The sequence below is a fragment of the Marinomonas sp. THO17 genome (genome assembly GCF_040436405.1).
Classification (GTDB): Bacteria; Pseudomonadota; Gammaproteobacteria; order Pseudomonadales; family Marinomonadaceae; genus Marinomonas.
The window spans coordinates 54,605-71,849 of the sequence record NZ_AP031575.1 but is presented as its reverse complement, the minus strand read 5'-3'; the positions used below and the strand labels follow the sequence as shown (position 1 = coordinate 71,849).

General features: G+C 43.1%; 14 protein-coding genes and 2 tRNA genes. 4 read left to right on the top strand and 12 right to left on the bottom strand.

The genetic code is table 11. The features are described 5' to 3' along the window. The first annotated feature begins 30 nt into the window (after positions 1–30). Entirely contained in the window at positions 31–1,791 is a 1,761-nt protein-coding gene (locus ABXS85_RS00350; RefSeq protein WP_353668063.1) for a BatD family protein, read from the top strand. 22 nt (positions 1,792–1,813) lie between these two features. Further along, positions 1,814–2,731: a Dyp-type peroxidase gene (locus ABXS85_RS00345; RefSeq protein ID WP_353668062.1), complete on the top strand. Its 918-nt coding sequence runs from the start codon at positions 1,814–1,816 to the stop codon at positions 2,729–2,731. A gap of 118 nt (positions 2,732–2,849) precedes the next feature. On the opposite strand, the gene ABXS85_RS00340 is transcribed toward ABXS85_RS00345, so the two are convergent. The 8 genes from ABXS85_RS00340 to ABXS85_RS00305 form a co-directional block, all read right to left on the bottom strand. Then, positions 2,850–4,673: a SurA N-terminal domain-containing protein gene (locus ABXS85_RS00340; RefSeq protein WP_353668061.1), complete on the bottom strand. Its 1,824-nt coding sequence runs from the start codon at positions 4,671–4,673 to the stop codon at positions 2,850–2,852. A 79-nt stretch (positions 4,674–4,752) separates the two neighbouring features. After that, positions 4,753–4,829 (bottom strand) — tRNA-Asp (locus ABXS85_RS00335). Between the two features lie 7 nt (positions 4,830–4,836). Then, positions 4,837–5,109, bottom strand: a complete 273-nt coding sequence (locus tag ABXS85_RS00330; RefSeq protein WP_353668060.1) for an HU family DNA-binding protein — start codon at positions 5,107–5,109, stop codon at positions 4,837–4,839. Between the two features lie 125 nt (positions 5,110–5,234). Further along, entirely contained in the window at positions 5,235–7,628 is a 2,394-nt protein-coding gene (gene lon / locus ABXS85_RS00325; protein WP_353668059.1) for an endopeptidase La, read from the bottom strand. Positions 7,629–7,852: 224 nt separating this feature from the next. Next, positions 7,853–9,133 (bottom strand): ATP-dependent protease ATP-binding subunit ClpX, encoded by a 1,281-nt coding sequence (gene clpX, locus ABXS85_RS00320; RefSeq protein ID WP_353668058.1) that lies wholly within the window; start codon positions 9,131–9,133, stop codon positions 7,853–7,855. Positions 9,134–9,154: 21 nt separating this feature from the next. Beyond that, positions 9,155–9,787, bottom strand: a complete 633-nt coding sequence (gene clpP, locus ABXS85_RS00315) for an ATP-dependent Clp endopeptidase proteolytic subunit ClpP (protein WP_353668057.1) — start codon at positions 9,785–9,787, stop codon at positions 9,155–9,157. 77 nt (positions 9,788–9,864) lie between these two features. Continuing rightward, the gene (gene tig, locus ABXS85_RS00310; protein WP_353668056.1) at positions 9,865–11,190 is read right to left on the bottom strand and encodes a trigger factor; all 1,326 of its coding nucleotides are present in this window, start codon (positions 11,188–11,190) and stop codon (positions 9,865–9,867) included. A 119-nt stretch (positions 11,191–11,309) separates the two neighbouring features. Next, positions 11,310–11,386: transfer RNA gene (locus ABXS85_RS00305), tRNA-Arg, on the bottom strand. A 336-nt stretch (positions 11,387–11,722) separates the two neighbouring features. Between ABXS85_RS00305 and ABXS85_RS00300 the strand changes: the two genes are divergently transcribed. Both ABXS85_RS00300 and ABXS85_RS00295 read left to right on the top strand, forming a co-directional pair. Continuing rightward, a complete protein-coding gene (locus tag ABXS85_RS00300) occupies positions 11,723–12,547 on the top strand; it encodes a YihY family inner membrane protein (RefSeq protein WP_353668055.1) in 825 nt (274 codons plus the stop codon). A 54-nt stretch (positions 12,548–12,601) separates the two neighbouring features. Beyond that, positions 12,602–13,150: a hypoxanthine-guanine phosphoribosyltransferase gene (locus ABXS85_RS00295; RefSeq protein ID WP_353668054.1), complete on the top strand. Its 549-nt coding sequence runs from the start codon at positions 12,602–12,604 to the stop codon at positions 13,148–13,150. 97 nt (positions 13,151–13,247) lie between these two features. Here the strand turns inward: ABXS85_RS00295 and sthA are convergent, their stop codons facing one another. The 4 genes from sthA to nqrF form a co-directional block, all read right to left on the bottom strand. Continuing rightward, the gene (gene sthA / locus ABXS85_RS00290; protein ID WP_353668053.1) at positions 13,248–14,642 is read right to left on the bottom strand and encodes a Si-specific NAD(P)(+) transhydrogenase; all 1,395 of its coding nucleotides are present in this window, start codon (positions 14,640–14,642) and stop codon (positions 13,248–13,250) included. Positions 14,643–14,662: 20 nt separating this feature from the next. Continuing rightward, positions 14,663–14,893 carry a (Na+)-NQR maturation NqrM gene (nqrM, locus tag ABXS85_RS00285; protein WP_353668052.1) on the bottom strand — a complete coding sequence of 77 codons (231 nt, stop codon included), beginning with the start codon at positions 14,891–14,893 and terminating at the stop codon, positions 14,663–14,665. Positions 14,894–14,923: 30 nt separating this feature from the next. Further along, complete coding sequence (locus tag ABXS85_RS00280; RefSeq protein ID WP_353668051.1) at positions 14,924–15,937, bottom strand: FAD:protein FMN transferase; 1,014 nt, start codon at positions 15,935–15,937, stop codon at positions 14,924–14,926. Positions 15,938–16,000: 63 nt separating this feature from the next. After that, positions 16,001–17,227 (bottom strand): NADH:ubiquinone reductase (Na(+)-transporting) subunit F, encoded by a 1,227-nt coding sequence (gene nqrF / locus ABXS85_RS00275; protein ID WP_353668050.1) that lies wholly within the window; start codon positions 17,225–17,227, stop codon positions 16,001–16,003. Positions 17,228–17,245 lie beyond the last annotated feature (18 nt).

The window sequence follows — 17,245 nt, the reverse complement described above, 5'->3', positions numbered from 1 at the left end:
ACTTGCTATCAGGCTCACAAAAGATGGCTAATGAACTATTGTCTGGCTTTCTGCTGCACCCTGCTTTTGTCCACTTTCAGTTATGCAGACACGGTAACCGCAACCCTAGACAAAAAAGTAGTCACCGAAAATACACTTGTTAAACTGACCCTAAAAGCCGATTTCAGTAATACAGGTAATGGTCCAGATTTGAGCCCGTTACAAAAAGATTTTGAGGTATTAGGTAAAAGTCAAAACAGTCAATTCAGTTTTAACCTTGGCACCAGCAAAGCACTCAACTTTTGGGTCGTTTCACTTATGCCCAAATCTGTTGGCACCATAGAAATTCCTGCCATTAGGATTGGCGATCATCAGTCCCAGCCAATCAAATTAGAAGTGAAAAGCTCACCTCAACTGCTTGATGATAATGGCAACCCTCCCGTTATTGTTCGCATGGAGGCTTCAAACAACGAACCATATCTACAACAACAGGTAATTTTACGAGTCAAACTTTATACTTCGGTTGCATTACAAAATGCCAATCGTACTGTGCCAAGCCATCCAGACTTAGTCATCGAACGTTTGAGCGATGATCAAATGACCTATGAAACCATCAATGGCACGCAATACCAGGTGATTACTCGTGATTACTTAAGTTTTCCACAACGCAGTGGTTTACTCACAATCTCACCCCAAGGCATTCAAGCCATGGTGAACACCTCTTTTGGCCGTCGCTTGATCAAGGTTCAAAGCGAGCCATTAAGCCTACAGGTACTTCCTATTCCTGCCAGTTATGTAGCCGACGCTTGGTTGCCAAGTCAATCAGTGGAAGTCACTAGCAAACTATCGTCTACTTCTGATACTCCCCGAGTTGGTGATACCTTATTGTGGAACATTCACATTCGCGCAACAGGATCATTACCAGAGCAAATTCCAACATTAGATTTCAATAGCACAAGAAATTATAAACTTTACCCACAACCCCCCAAATTCAGTACCAGTAAGAATGCCAATGGCGTCATCGGTGAACAAAGTATACAAGTAGAAGTAGTGCCTACGGCACAAGGCAATCTGCAATTGCCAGACATCGACATTAGCTACTGGGACACTCGCAACGCCAAGCTGGTTCATGCGGTGGCCAATACCAACAGCATAAACATTGCACCACTGCCAAGCATTAAAAATAATAAGCAAACGCCTAGCATTGACACCACACCTTTGCCTGCACAACCAAGCTCAACCGCACCGATTTCACTGCAAAAGAAACCAGAACCTAAAGCCGAAGTTGAATCTGAACCAAGCTTAACTGCTCCTCCAACCATCATTGAGTCTGATAATGAAACTTGGTCGTTCAAAACCCTTCTGATATACACCCTATTCGCTATGGCTATATTCACCTTGGCTTGGTGGATAATTTTACGCCGTCAAAAACCAAACTCAGAAAGGATTGAAGAATCGGTTCCGACCCTGCAAGAGTTCGCACCGCTTGCTACACCAGATGAAGCCACTGCGTTTCAACAGTTATTGACGACCTGTCATAATGATCAACTTTCTGAGTTACGTGCAAACTTACTAGAGTGGGCACGTCATCGTTGGGGCGACCACGAAATTCGCACATTGGATGACATCAAACGGCTAACGTCTGTACAAGTTACCCAATTGCTCATGGAAGCAGAACTCATGATGTACTCCAACAACCCTTCTCATGAATGGCATGGTGAACCTTTGGCTGACGCCCTTGAAGAGTATGTCAGCGGCATTGCCAAACCCTCTCAAGCCAGCCAACTAAAAGCCCTTTACCCTGATTTATAAGACAATTTTCTAAGGAACAAAAATGACCAGTTACCAGTCAGGCATTATCGCGGAACCTTCCAGTGACGCGTTTTTTGTTACCCTAAATCTACTACCTGAGCACCTTTCTAACTTTAAAAGAGCACTAGCGGCTTTTCCCAACACCATCACTCAAGTTCAGCAAGACTTTGAACAGGCTCAATTGCATGCTGCAGTGGGTTTTAGCAAGCTCATTTGGTCTAAACTGGACTCTCAACAACCTAAAGAGTTAGCACTTTTTCCTGATCTGCAAGGGCCAGAAATGACAATCACATCGACGGACGTCGACATGGTGTTACACATCCGTGCTATGCGACACGATGCCGCATTCGAACTGAGTCGTCGCCTATTTGCACTAGTCAAAGATTGCGTCCAACTGGTAGAAGAGGTTACCTGTTTTATCTATAAAGACAGTCGTGATCTTACTGGCTTTGTCGATGGCACCGAAAACCCGCAAGGAGAACAGCGTAAAGCCGTTGCCTTGGTAAGTGAGGAAGATGCAAACTTTGCGAATGGCTCTTACTTAAACCTAATGCGTTTCAGCCATGATTTAGATAAGTGGCAACAACAAGATCTAAAGACCCAAGAAGACACCTACGGCCGAACCAAAGAAGACAATGAAGAATACCCTGCTGCAGAAAAATCCGTTCACGCCCACACTAAGCGCACCTCTTTAAAAGACGCACAAGGTAAATCCATTGAGATTTTGCGCCAAAGCATGCCTTATGGGAGTTTAACTGACCAAGGTTTAATGTTCGCCAGCTACAGTAAAAGCCCAACAAACTTCAACCTGATGCTCGAAAGCATGATATTGGGCGATGAACAAGGCAACACGGACCACCTTATGAAATACACAGAGGCGAAAACAGCTCAAGCGTTTTTTGTGCCTGCCACAGAATGGTTTTTAAAATTTCAAGCATAAAGCTCGCTTAGCTCTGCAGCTATTCATTGCCAGCATAGCAAGGCGAAACATTCAAAAAACAAAAAAGCCACTTCACATATAATGTTGAAGTGGCTTTTTAATGCGTCAACTAAGATAACTAGCGTTCAATATCCGCTTGTCCGGTTAAGTAAGCTTGCTGAGCTTGCGTACTCAAACTCGCTTGGTTTTGACTCAAGTAACGCTGGTAAGCTTGCTTCTGCTCATCCGTTACTGGCTCATCACCAATGGTCACCTTGTTGAGACGAATGAGCGCCAAATCTCCATTGGCCATATCTTTAATCTCAGTCACAGGACCTTGCTCAGGATGAGGTAATGAAAAAGCTAATGAGGTTACTTCATCTTGACCGCGCGGTGCATTCTCAACACGGGTCCAATTGGTACCAGCAGATTGCATAGCCGCTTGCGCTTTAACCTTCAAGTTAGCCAGAGCTTTATCCTGAGTCACGATAGAGGCCACTTGATCTTTCACCTCATCAAAACTCTGCACCGCTTCGGCTTTATGTTCATTTAAATGAATCACCACGACTTCGTCGTCATTTAACTCAATTAAATCACTGTTCTGACCGTCTTCCAGCACAGGGGCACCAAACGCCGCCGCAATCACGGCAGGATTCGATGTCACCTCATCGCTACCACCTTGACGACCAAAGTAAGCACTTTGTAGTACGTCGACATCGTACTCTTTGGCAATGGCTTGTAAGTTATCACTTGCGTACGCCAAATCGGTAATGTCTTCATGAGCCGTTAATAAAGCATCACGAGTCTTATCAGCAAGCAAGTCTTGTGTTAACTGCGCTTTTTCAGACTCAAAACTAGGCAGATCCACCGCGGCAATATCGTCTAATTGAATCAGATGAATACCATAATCGGTTTTCACCTCTTTGACTTCACCCTTTTTCATAGAGAATAAAGCCGTTTCAAATTCATCGCCCATTGAGCCTTTCTGGATATAACCAAGGTAGCCGCCATCATTTTTGGAGGCAATATCATCAGAATACTGAGCTGCCAAGTCGGCAAAGCTTTCACCAGCAGCTAATTTTTCTTGGATCTCAGCAGCAATGGCTTCCGCCTCTTGCTCAGAGCGATCCGCTGTTTCGATCTGAATATGAGATGCCGAACGTTCTTCTGGCGTCATGTTAGCAATTAGAGCCTGATAAGCATCTTGTAACTCAGCATCCGTCACCTGCACTTTATCATTGAAGTCGCTGCTAGAGATAACCACATAGTCTAGCTTCACTTGTTCTGGTGTCTTAAAGCTGTCTTTGTGCTCGTCATAGTAAGCTTGTAACTCAGCATCAGAGACACTGGTCTGCTCTGATTCATCAGCCAGTGAAAAAGACACGTAATCGTAAGAGCGCACTTGTGATTGCAAATCCGTTACCGTTTGTACCTGATAAGGCAACACAAATTCTGATCCGGCGATAGCATTGCGAGGTTGCTGAATCAACACATCTTGCTTGATTCGCTCTTTGAAAGCTAAAGGCGTAAAGCCAAGAGAGCGCAAGAAATTCAGATATTTGTTTTGGTCAAATTCACCGTTTGTTTGAAATTGACCAGCCTGCACCAAGTAAGCATTTACCTGAGCATCTGAAACCCCCAAGCCAAGCTCATCGGCTTGGTTAGCAAGCACGGCACGCTGGATCAATTCATCCAGAGCGCGACGCTGCAATAAATTGTCTTCTAGTAAAGCCGGATTAATCTGACTTCCCATCATAGAAATCAGCTGGCGACGTTGAGTTTCCGCGCCTTGCAACATTTGTGTACGGGTGATTTCAACGCCATCCACTTCAGCCACTTTATCTGAAGAATTAAAACTCGTAACTAGGGCATCAACGCCAAATAGAGCAAAAGTCACGACGATAAAACCGACAATGATTTTGGCAGCAACGCCTTTTGACTTGTCTCTGATATCCTGGAGCATTACTGCCTCCACATGAAATTATGTAATTAGCCTATAAAAAAAGGTGTATTCCGCTCGGACTACACCTTTTTGTATCTAATGGCGGAACAGACGGGACTCGAACCCGCGACCCCCTGCGTGACAGGCAGGTATTCTAACCAACTGAACTACTGCTCCACGTGCATTAGTTTACAGCGTCTTTTAAACCTTTGCCGGCTTTAAAGCCAGGAACCTTAGCTGCTTTAATTTGGATTTCCTCACCAGTTTGAGGGTTGCGGCCAGTACGTGCTGCACGTTCTTTAACAGCAAAAGTACCAAAACCTACAAGTGTTACCTGGTCACCTTTTGCCAAAGCCGTTTCAATTGCTTTTAAAGTAGCGTCAAGAGCATTGCTCGCAGAAGCTTTAGATAAATCAGCAGACGCTGCAATAGCATCAATCAATTCAGATTTGTTCACGTTGTACCCCTTCAGTATTATCGTGGTTCCTTAGTTTTAATTTCGGCGCAGTATGTATGCCAACCGACAAGGCCGAGCGAGCAGTTATACAAGCCTAACCTACTCCCTGTCAACACAGGATGCGTTTAATGATGACTTACAGACTCTTGTTCATCAACAGTTTTTTCACTCGAAGGTAATGTTTCTACCTTTTTTGGTGAAGGAATATACTCTAATGCAATATCCAGCACTTCATCAATCCATTTTACCGGAATAACATCAATGTCTGCTTTAATATTGTCTGGTATTTCCTTCAGGTCACGGCTATTTTCTTGTGGAATAATCACCGTTTTAATACCACCTCTATGAGCCGCCAGAAGCTTCTCTTTAAGCCCACCTATAGGCAACACCTCTCCACGCAACGTAATCTCGCCAGTCATCGCCACAGAGGCTTTAACGGGCACTTTTGCAAGCACCGATACAATAGCCGTGCACATAGCCACCCCTGCACTCGGTCCATCCTTCGGTGTAGCGCCTTCTGGTACGTGCAAATGGAGGTCAATTTTTTCATGAAAATCGTCATCAATTCCCAGTCCAGCAGCACGACTTCGTACGACAGTAAGAGCGGCTTGAATGGATTCTTGCATCACATCCCCAAGTGAACCTGTTTTCACATGGCGACCTTTACCAGCCACACCCGCCGCTTCAATGGTTAATAATTCACCACCCACTGAAGTCCAAGCCAAACCGGTAACCTGACCGATTTGATTTTTTTCTTCCGCTTTGCCATAGCTAAATTTATGAACACCAGAGAAATCTTCTAGATTCTCGCTAGTGACAGAGATAACAGCGGTTTTTTTCGCTTTAGCCAAAGCTTGTTTTTTCACCACACGACGACAAATTTTACTGATTTCTCTCTCTAAACCACGTACACCAGCCTCTTTGGTGTAGTAACGAATAACGTCCATCAAAGCGTCATCGGTAATGTCAATTTCACTGTCTTTCAAGCCTGCTAACTTAACTTGCTTAGGCAATAAATAACGTTTAGCAATGTTTAATTTTTCGTCTTCGGTATAACCTGGTATACGAATGACTTCCATACGATCCAATAATGGTCCAGGAATGTTCATGCTATTAGAGGTACAGATAAACATGACATCCGATAAATCATAGTCCACTTCTAGGTAGTGATCATTGAAAGTATGATTTTGCTCTGGATCCAAAACCTCTAGCAAAGCAGAAGCTGGATCCCCACGTTGATCCATGCCCATTTTGTCGATTTCATCCAACAAGAATAATGGGTTCTTTACTTTTACTTTCGTCAATTTTTGCAATAACTTACCCGGCATTGAACCAATATAAGTACGACGGTGACCGCGAATTTCCGCTTCATCACGCACCCCACCTAATGCCATACGCACATATTTACGATTCACAGCTTTCGCAATGGATTGGCCTAGGGATGTTTTACCCACGCCTGGCGGCCCAACCAAACACAATACAGGACCTTTGACTTTTTTCACCCGTTGCTGAACGGCCAAGAACTCCAAGATGCGCTCTTTAACATCTTGTAAGCCATAATGATCCTGATTCAATACTTTCTCAGCATAGGCAAGATCGTTACGCACCTTACTGCGTTTTTTCCACGGCAAAGATACCAACCAATCGATATAACCACGCACTACCGTGGCCTCAGCCGACATGGGTGACATCATGCGTAGTTTTTTCAACTCTGCTTCGGCTTTTTCTTTGGCCTCTTCTGTCATACCGACTTCGGTGATTTTTTCTTGCAGCAAATCCAACTCGTTACTGCCGTCCTCCATGTCGCCCAGCTCTTTTTGAATAGCTTTCATTTGCTCATTCAAATAATACTCTCGCTGACTTTTTTCCATTTGTTTTTTGACACGACTACGAATATTCTTTTCAAGATGAGCAATGTCTAACTCGCCATCCATCAAGCCAATCAAGTATTCACCACGGGCCACCAAAGAGTCCATCTCAAGGATCTTTTGCTTATCTTCGAGTTTTAAACTCATATGGCCAGTAATGTTATCAATCAGCTTTGCCAAATCATCAATGGATTTAAGGGAGGCCACCACTTCAGAAGGAATACGCTTGCTACCAGCCACATATTCATCTAACTGCTTCAGCAAAGCACTACGAATAACATCAAATTCAGCCTGATCCTCTTCTGTTTGATCAAGCTCTATCACTTCACCCGATACAAACTCACCTTCATCTTTCATGCCTTGCAAACGCGCACGCTTGACACCTTCAACTAAGACTTTAACCGTACCATCAGGAAGACGAAGCAACTGCATTACCTTGGCTGTGGTGCCAATGTCGTACAAATCTTCCATCACAGGGTCATCTTTTGAGGCATCTTGTTGGGCCACGAGAAAAACATGCTTATCGCCTTCCATTGCGGATTCAAGTGCAGCAATGGATTTAGAACGGCCAACAAATAAAGGCAACACCATGTGGGGGTATACCACTACATCACGTAACGGCAACATTGGAAGAAGCAAAGAATCTGACATATTAATTTCCAACTTGGGCGCATCTGTGTATAAGCGCACTTACTATCTATTTATCTATAGCTATTAAATCGAGGATTACGAAAGAGATAAGGGCAAAGCTTGAAATTACAAGCATTCAATTTTTTCAACTTATTCAATTTAGCGCAGATTGCTGTGAAATGCGAAAACAAAAAAGCCGAATCCACATATGCAGGTTCGGCTTTGCTATTCATTTTTAATGGCAATTAAGCGTTTTTGGCAACATCTTCTTTTTCGAGCACCATTAATGGCGCTGACTCACCACGAACAGAAAGCGCATCCATAACCACTTTCACAACATCTTGTCGTGTTGGTAAGTCATACATACAATCCAACAAAGCAGACTCTAGGATACTACGTAAACCACGAGCACCGGTTTTACGTTCCAATGCTAACTTTGCCGCTTCATGTAATGATTCAGGCGTAAACTCTAACTCCACACCTTCAAGCTCAAACAAATGCTGGTATTGCTTAACCAAAGCATTTTTCGGCTCACTCAATATAGTTACCAAAGCCTCTTCATCCAATTCAGACAAGGTTGCCACAACAGGCAGACGGCCAACAAACTCAGGAATCAGACCAAATTTAACCAAGTCCTCGGTTTCTACTCTATGAACCGTTTCAGAAAAAGATTTGCCTTCGTCTTTGCTTTTTACTTTAGCAGAGAAACCAATACTGCTTTTCTCAGTTCGCTCACTGATCACGCGCTCAAGTCCAGCAAACGCACCACCACAAATAAATAAAATATTTGAGGTATCAACTTGCAAGAACTCTTGCTGAGGATGCTTACGGCCACCTTGCGGCGGCACGGACGCTACCGTTCCTTCAATCAATTTTAACAGGGCTTGCTGAACACCTTCACCAGATACATCACGAGTAATAGAGGGATTATCTGATTTACGTGAGATCTTATCGATCTCATCAATATAGACAATACCGCGTTGCGCTTTTTCAACATCATAATCGCAATTTTGTAACAACTTCTGAATGATGTTTTCTACATCTTCCCCAACATAACCCGCTTCTGTTAAAGTGGTTGCATCAGCGATAGTGAAAGGCACATCTAATACACGCGCCAATGTCTGCGCCAGTAAAGTTTTACCACTTCCTGTTGGGCCAATCAGCAAAATATTACTTTTGCCTAGCTCCACACCTGACTCTGCTTTACCTTGATGACGCAAGCGCTTGTAATGATTATAGACTGCAACGGCCAAAACCCGCTTAGCACGATCTTGACCAATAACATAATCATCCAGAGCCGTGCTTAACTTAACTGGTGTTGGCAACTCATCATCAGCACTGGTTTCACTTTCAGCCTGTGACAATTCTTGCGTAATAATGTTGTTACACAGATCAACACACTCGTTGCAGATATAAACAGAAGGACCCGCAATGAGTTTTTTTACTTCATCTTGGCTTTTGCCACAAAATGAACAATACAACAACCGATCTGAGTGGTCGCCACGACTAAAATTATCATCCGACATCTATTCCACCCTTATAAAAAATTAAACTGTACGTTTTTGCAAAATATCATCAATCAAACCGTACTCTTTAGCAGCTTCTGGATCCATAAAATTGTCACGATCCGTATCCACAGCAACCTGATCTACCGGCTTACCTGTGTGGAATGAAATAATTTCATTCAACTTATGCTTAATACTTAAGATCTCACGAGTATGGATCTCAATATCTGACGCCTGACCTTGATAACCACCAAGAGGCTGGTGAATCATGACTCGAGAATTTGGTAGGCAATAACGCTTACCAGCCGCACCTGCAGTCAATAATAGCGCTCCCATGCTGGCTGCCTGACCAATACACATGGTACTAACATCTGGCTTGATAAATTGCATAGTATCATAAATAGACATACCTGCCGTTACCGAACCACCAGGCGAATTAATGTATAAATGAATATCTTTATCTGGGTTCTCGGACTCTAGAAACAACAATTGCGCGACAACCAAATTCGCCATGTGATCTTCTACTTGACCAACCAAAAAGATAACACGCTCTTTCAATAGGCGAGAATAGATATCGAATGACCTTTCGCCACGTGCGGTTTGTTCAATGACCATAGGTACAAGGCCATTACTGGTAATTGCTACGGGGCCTGTCGTTGGATTCGTCAAATTCATATCGCATTCCTTAAAACAAAAAAGTCGACATAACCTGAGCTATGTCGACCTTATTTAAAAAAGATAAGAAGAGATTCTTATGCTTCTTCTCCAGCTTCAGCAGCTTGAGCCGCTGGCTTAATAGCGTCTTCATAGCCCAAAGTTACTTCAGTTACTTGAGCGGATTCCAACAGTTTATCAACAACCTGCTCTTCAAGTACAGCAGATTGAACCTGAGCGAGTTGCTCTTTGTTCTTCAAGTAGAAGTCGATAACTTGTTGTGGCTCTTGGTATGCTTGAGCCATTTCTTCCAAGAAAGTACGTACACGATCATCGTCTACTTTAATGTCGTCTTTCTTGATCACTTCTGAAATCAATAGACCAAGTTTAGCGCGTTTTTTCGCTTCGTCTTGGAAAAGTTCTACCGGCAATTGAGAAGCATCAAAATCTTGACCACCAAATTGCTGAGCCGCTTGCTTACGCAATGCATCTACTTCTTGATCAACCAATGCAGAAGGCACTTCTACTTCGTTGATGGAAGAAAGTCCATCAAACAAAGCTGTTTTCAATTTAGCTTTCACCGCTTGATTTAGCTCACGCTCCATGTTTTTGCGTACTTCAGCACGCAAAGCTTCTAGCGTCGCTTCTTCTAAACCGAATTTCTCAACAAATGCATCGTCAAGTTCAGGCAATACTTGTTCAGCCACTTCTGAAACCGTGATCTTAAAAGTCGCTTCTTTACCTTTTAGATTTTCCGCTTGGTAATCTTCAGGGAAAGTCACTTCGATAGAACGCTCTTCACCTGCTTTTGCACCAATAATGCCAGTTTCAAAACCTGGGATCATAGTATTTGAACCCAAAACCAACTTATGACCTTCAGCAGAACCACCTTCAAAAGCTTCTTCACCTAGGTAACCAACAAAATCGATTGTCACTTGGTCACCATCAGCCGCTTCACGCTCAACAGCATTCCACTCGGCATTTTGCTTGCGAAGTGTTTCCAACATAGTGTCTACGTCAGCTTCTGTTACTTCAGACACAACGCGATCAACTTTGATAGCAGCGTTATCAGCCAGTTCTACTTCTGGATAAACTTCTACTTTAACAACAAACTCTAGATCAGCACCCTCAGCGAAGTTTTTTGGCTCAATTGAAGGCATACCAGCAGGTTGAAGCTCTTCTTTCTGGATCGCTTCAACATATGCATCACGCATGATTTGTTCAACTGCTTCAACACGAATGCCTTGGCCATAGCGTTTTTTCACCACGCTAACTGGCACTTTACCTTTACGGAAACCATCCATACGGATAGTTTTGGCTGTCTTTGCCACTTCAGTATTTACTTTTTCATCAACGCGAGCAGCTGGAACAGTGATACTCAGTACGCGTTCAATTGGAGACGTTGTCTCTACAGAAACTTGCATAAAATTTCCTCTCGGGAACTTGCTTTAATTTATTGGCTAATAAATGACCAAAAAGATCATCATACCTAATCACAGCCAACAAAACCTAAATTAAATCTTATTAAAGTAATGGGCTGAAATGGCGCGCCTGAAGGGATTCGAACCCCTGACCGTCCGCTTAGAAGGCGGATGCTCTATCCAACTGAGCTACAGGCGCAATACTCATTACATTTCTTGTGGTGGGCTATTATAGGGATGGAATAGCAATCGTCAACTAATAGACATAAAAAAGCCCAGTTAAACTGGGCTAAAATGACTATTTGTTACTAAGGAACCGAGAATAGCTAAACTCTACTACTCCACAGCACAAATATCACAAAAGGAACAAAACCAATATTACTCACTAAAGAAGAAAAAAACAAGCTTAATGCGCCATAAATAAGCACATTGCACTATTCTTGTGCATTGTGCATAAAGTAAGTGAGTATTACCCGACTTCTCTCCTTATGATAAAGTATTAATTGCTCTACATTTGGCCAATTAATGGATGTTTATGAACGCTCGCTTCAAGCATTACACAACACAATTCAAACCCTACGCCATCATGACGCTTGGCCATTTTAAAACCAGCGCATTGTTTCAAAAAGCGGCACAGCTTACCCTATCTAGTTTACTAGCAGCAGTCCCCATCATCACCATTATTCTTGGTATTTTGAGCTTCACCCCTACACTACAAACCATGCAGGACCAACTACTAAACTTTATCGAACTGCATCTCGCACCCGGCTCAAGTGAGCAAGTATTACCTTATTTAGTCAAGTTCTCTGAGCAATCAAAAAAGCTGCCTATTGCTGGCATTATCATGCTGTTTCTGACCGCTCTACTCTTATTAAACAATTTCGAAGCCAGTGTTCAGTCTATCTGGCACATTCAGAAGCGACGAAAAATCCGTGAAAGAATGCTCACCTATTGGGCTATTTTAACCCTAGGCCCCATTTTATTCGCCGCCACTTTAAGTCTATACGGCACCCTTATCTCATTAGAGTTTCAACAAGAAAGTAATAGTGCGGGGTTTAATAACCTTTTGGAGTTCGGCAGTTTAGTTCTGTATTTTCTCATGCTACTAACCTTGAATTATTTAACACCTAATGCTGAAGTCTCTTTTAAACTGGCTTGCTTAGCCTCAATTTTTGGCAGTCTTGGGCTCTTTATTTTGAACATCATCTTTAGTTCCTTTGCGCAATTTTTTACTAACTACCAAATCATTTATGGTGCATTTGCCGCTTTGCCCGTTTTTTTAATTTGGTTACAAACATCGTGGTTAATCATTCTTGCCTCAATCTGCCTATGCGCTACATTACACAAGATTAAGACTTAGCATCGATAGGCATTTGATGTAAAATCGCGCCTACTTAGACAATCAGAGTAAATCATGACAACCATCACCCAACTCAACCAAATCCTTGAAGATGCAGACTGCCTTATGAACGAGCAGCAAATTAATGCCGCTCTCGATAAAATGGCACAGCAAATCACCGCCGATTTGGGCGATAAATTACCCCTAGTACTTTGCGTCATGAACGGCGGCCTTATCCCAACAGCAGCACTCATAGAACGTTTAGGCTTTCCTATAGAGTTAGACTATATTCATGCCACACGCTATGGCATGGCAACAGAAGGCACTTCACTTAATTGGATCAGCTACCCACAAACAGAGCTAAAAGATCGTCATATCTTGGTAGTGGATGACATTTTTGACCAAGGCCACACACTGCAAGCCATCATTAAGTGGCTTGAACAACAAGGCACCAGCAGCGTATATACAGCAACGGTGATTAATAAACTACATGACCGCAAGACAAACATGGTGCCTGATTACATAGGTGCGGATGTCGAAGACAGATTCCTATTCGGCTATGGTATGGACTACAAGGGTTACTTCCGTAATCTAAAAGGCATTTACGCGGTAAAAGGCAGCTAAGCATTATGAGCAGGCGCTCTTAATGTCTTTTTAAAACCAATAAAAAAGGCGCTTTGTAAATCACAAAGCGCCTTTTTTTTATGCACCAATCCTAAGACTAAAACACTCGGTTAAAGCCATTCAAGGCAGCAACACGATATGCTTCCGCCATTGTTGGATAGTTAAAAGTGGTATTCAAGAAGTATTTTAAGGTGTTCTGTTGCCCTGGTTGCTTCATAATCGCTTGACCTATGTGCACTATCTCCGAGGCTTGGTCACCAAAACAATGGATCCCTAATATTTCTAATGACTCCCGATGAAACAAAATCTTCAACATACCGACGGCTTCATCCGTAATTTGCGCTCGGGCCGTATTTTTGAAGAAAGCACGACCCACTTCATATGGCACTTTTTCAGCCGTTAATTCTGCTTCCGTTTTACCCACTGAACTGATTTCTGGAATAGTATAGATACCTGTCGGTACCTCGCTGATAAATTCACCGCCAGGCATACCAAGCATATTTGCCGCCGCCGCACGCCCTTGATCGTAAGCAGCACTTGCCAAACTAGGCCAACCAATAACATCACCTACAGCATATACATTTTCAACTTGAGTCTGATAAGTATCGTTTACTGCTAACTGACCGCGACTGTTCACTTCCAAATCAATGGAATCCAGACCAAGATTATCCGTATTTCCAGAACGGCCATTACAAAATAGCAAAGCATCAGCACGCAATTTTTTACCAGATACCATGTGCATCACAACGCCACGCTCAGTGGTTTCAACGGATTCGTAAGTTTCGTTATGACGAATCAATACGCCACTGTCACGCAAGTGATAACTCAATGCATCTGTGATCTCATCATCCAAAAAGCTTAATAGCTTTTTACCTGGATTTATTAACTCAACACGCACACCCAAGCCACAAAAAATAGACGCATATTCACAACCGATAACACCAGCCCCATAGATAATAAGAGAACGCGGGGTATGGTTCAGACTCAGAATGGTATCAGAACAATAAATACGAGGATGAGAGAAATCAATGTTAGCAGGACGGTAAGGACGCGACCCTGTAGCAATCACTACCTGCTTAGCGACTAAGAGTTCAGGACCTCGTTCGTATGTGTTTACTTCAATGGTATTGGCATCTTTAAACTTACCACGACCAAAGTAAATATCGATACGGTTACGGGCATAATACTCAGTTCGCCCCATTACCTGCTTATCAATGACTTTGTTAGCACGGTCTAATACTTTTGGAAAAGAGAACCAACGTGGTTCTCCAATATCACGAAACATTGGGTTAGTATTGAACGCAATGATTTCTTTTACAGCATGACGCAAGGCTTTTGATGGGATAGTTCCCAAATGCGTACAACTACCACCCACTTGTGAACTGGCTTCTATGACAGCGACTTTTTTACCTGCTTTAGCCGCATTCATCGCTGCGCCTTCACCAGCAGGTCCTGTACCTAGAACCACAACATCATAATGTCTCGTTGTCATATCACCCTCTATGTCTTTAATTATTTAGATGCATCGTAAAATGCATCATCTGCTACTTTTGCGGCGGCTTTTTTTGTCTCTTTTTCACATTTACCTTTATCGCCACCACAGATGTCACAAGCCACTTCCATGCCAAGCGCACTCATGCCACCACAAGAACCAGAGATCGGCTTACGCCCCATCAATACACCTACCGACATTGCAGTCACCACCAGCAACATCGCAGCAAATACAATAACAGCCGTTAACATAACGCCTCCTAAATTAAATTTACTTATAGCCTAGTTCAAATAAGGCTTAAACGCATCCGCAGGATGCTCCTCAAATCCAAAATCCGTTTTTACTAACAGATAGGCAGCAATACCATGCTCATTAGCAAACTCGAGACCTTTTTCTGGCCCCAGTACGGTAATGGCTGTTGCCAAACCATCTGCCATAGTCGTCGTTTTATCCACCACAGTGACAGACACCAAACGATGCGTAATTGGCTTTCCTGTTACTGGATTAATGGTATGAGAATAACGTACACCATTCTTCTCAAAATAATTGCGATAATCACCTGATGTGGCAATCGCCATGTCCGACAATTCTATGATTCTCTCAGCCATTTCATGACCAGCCACTGGGCTTTCAATTGCAATGCGCCAGGGCGAACCATCGGGCTTTTCACCTTTGGAAGAGATTTCTCCTCCCACCTCTACTAAAAAGCTCTCAATACCATTCTTGATCAGTACCTGAGCAACTTCATCCACACCATAACCTTTGGCAATGGACGACAGATCCACGTATAGGTCTTTTTCTTTGGTTAAACGTTTTCCATCCAGTAATAAACTTTGATAGCCAACCCTTTCTTTCGCCGCATGAATTTCTGCCTCGCTCGGCACACGATCTTCACGGTTTCCTGGACCAAAACCCCATAGATTAACCAAAGGGCCAATCGTGACATCGTATTCACCTTCTGTCATTTGACTAATTAATAAGGCTTTATCAATCACGTATGCCATTTCATCGCTAATCACTAAAGATGAACCAGCTGGTAACTTATTAAACTCAGATAATTCAGAGCTTGAGTCATAAGTCGACATCAATTTATTGACCTTAACCAAGGCAGCATCCACATCGTCCTTTAGGGCCCAAGGATCAGAAACATTATTGGTAGTGTAAAATTTTACTGTATATGTGGTGCCCATAGTAGGGCCAGAAAAACTCACCAATTCAGGAGTAAAGGAAGAGCAACGATATAAGGTCGCCAATAACACCAGCAACAAAGCTGAGATAAGTAATTTATTTCGCATAGCACATCTTTTAAGTTAGCAACAAAATAAAGACCCACCGAGTGGTGGGTCTTTATTCAGGCGTTAGCCACCGAAATCATCCAACAAGATGTTTTCTTTTTCGACACCTAAATCTTCCAGCATCTTGATAACCGATGCATTCATCATTGGAGGCCCACACATATAGAACTCACAATCCTCAGGCGCAGGGTGATCTTTCAGGTAGTTTTCATACAACACATTGTGAATGAAACCTGTTTTACCTTCCCAATTATCCTCTGGCTGAGGATCAGAAAGCGCCAAATGCCACTCGAAGTTATCGTTTTCTTCTTGCAGTTGGTCGTATTCATCCATGTAGAAGGCTTCACGCATACTACGTGCACCGTACCAGAAAGAAATCTTACGCTTAGACTTAAGACGCTTAAGCTGATCAAAAATGTGCGAACGCATTGGCGCCATACCCGCACCACCACCGACGAAGACCATTTCAGCATCAGTATCTTTAGCGAAGAATTCACCAAATGGACCGTATACCTTGATCTTATCACCTGGTTTCAAACTAAATACATAAGATGACATTTGACCTGGTGGCACATCGTCTTTACCTGGCGGTGGAGAAGCGATACGGATATTAAATTTAACCAAGCCCTTCTCTTCTGGGTAGTTCGCCATAGAGTAAGCACGGATAACGGTTTCATCCACTTTAGAAGTGAATTTCCACAAGTTAAATTTATCCCAATCACCGCGGTATTCTTCTTCAATATCGAAGTCTTTGTAATTCACAGTATGAGCTGGCGCTTCTAGCTGTACGTAACCACCGGCGCGGAAGTCAACGTTCTCACCTTCAGGCAATTTCAAAGTCAGTTCTTTGATAAAAGTTGCCACGTTCGGATTGGACTCAACAGTACATTCCCACGCCTTAACACCAAATACTTCTTCAGGCACTTCAACGTCCATGTCTTGTTTCACAGAAACCTGACAAGACAGACGATAACCTTCTTTTTCTTCACGGCGAGTGAAGTGTGACTGTTCAGTAGACAGCATAGAACCGCCACCACTTGTCACTTTACATTTACACTGGGCACAAGTACCACCGCCACCACAGGCAGAAGACAAGAAAATGCCACTGTTTGCTAATGTTTGAAGCAACTTACCACCTGCAGGGGCTGTCACTTCTTTTTCACCATTGATGCGGATTGTAACGTCACCCGTACTCACCAAGCGGGCACGAGCAGCAAGAATAATTGCTACCAGCGCCAACACGATGGCGGTGAACATTACCACACCTAGAATAATTTCTAAGTTGACCATGTTAGTTAAACCCTATTC

Excerpts from the sequence above, each read along its gene's own strand:
- nqrM (WP_353668052.1), bottom strand. The coding sequence starts at position 14,893 with ATGTTAACGGCTGTTATTGTATTTGCTGCGATGTTGCTGGTGGTGACT.
- lon (WP_353668059.1), bottom strand. The coding sequence starts at position 7,628 with ATGTCAGATTCTTTGCTTCTTCCAATGTTGCCGTTACGTGATGTAGTG.
- sthA (WP_353668053.1), bottom strand. The coding sequence starts at position 14,642 with ATGACAACGAGACATTATGATGTTGTGGTTCTAGGTACAGGACCTGCT.
- nqrF (WP_353668050.1), bottom strand. The coding sequence starts at position 17,227 with ATGGTCAACTTAGAAATTATTCTAGGTGTGGTAATGTTCACCGCCATC.
- tig (WP_353668056.1), bottom strand. The coding sequence starts at position 11,190 with ATGCAAGTTTCTGTAGAGACAACGTCTCCAATTGAACGCGTACTGAGT.
- clpP (WP_353668057.1), bottom strand. The coding sequence starts at position 9,787 with ATGAATTTGACGAATCCAACGACAGGCCCCGTAGCAATTACCAGTAAT.
- ABXS85_RS00340 (WP_353668061.1), bottom strand. The coding sequence starts at position 4,673 with ATGCTCCAGGATATCAGAGACAAGTCAAAAGGCGTTGCTGCCAAAATC.
- ABXS85_RS00295 (WP_353668054.1), top strand. The coding sequence starts at position 12,602 with ATGACAACCATCACCCAACTCAACCAAATCCTTGAAGATGCAGACTGC.
- ABXS85_RS00350 (WP_353668063.1), top strand. The coding sequence starts at position 31 with ATGAACTATTGTCTGGCTTTCTGCTGCACCCTGCTTTTGTCCACTTTC.
- ABXS85_RS00345 (WP_353668062.1), top strand. The coding sequence starts at position 1,814 with ATGACCAGTTACCAGTCAGGCATTATCGCGGAACCTTCCAGTGACGCG.
- ABXS85_RS00280 (WP_353668051.1), bottom strand. The coding sequence starts at position 15,937 with ATGCGAAATAAATTACTTATCTCAGCTTTGTTGCTGGTGTTATTGGCG.
- clpX (WP_353668058.1), bottom strand. The coding sequence starts at position 9,133 with ATGTCGGATGATAATTTTAGTCGTGGCGACCACTCAGATCGGTTGTTG.
- ABXS85_RS00300 (WP_353668055.1), top strand. The coding sequence starts at position 11,723 with ATGAACGCTCGCTTCAAGCATTACACAACACAATTCAAACCCTACGCC.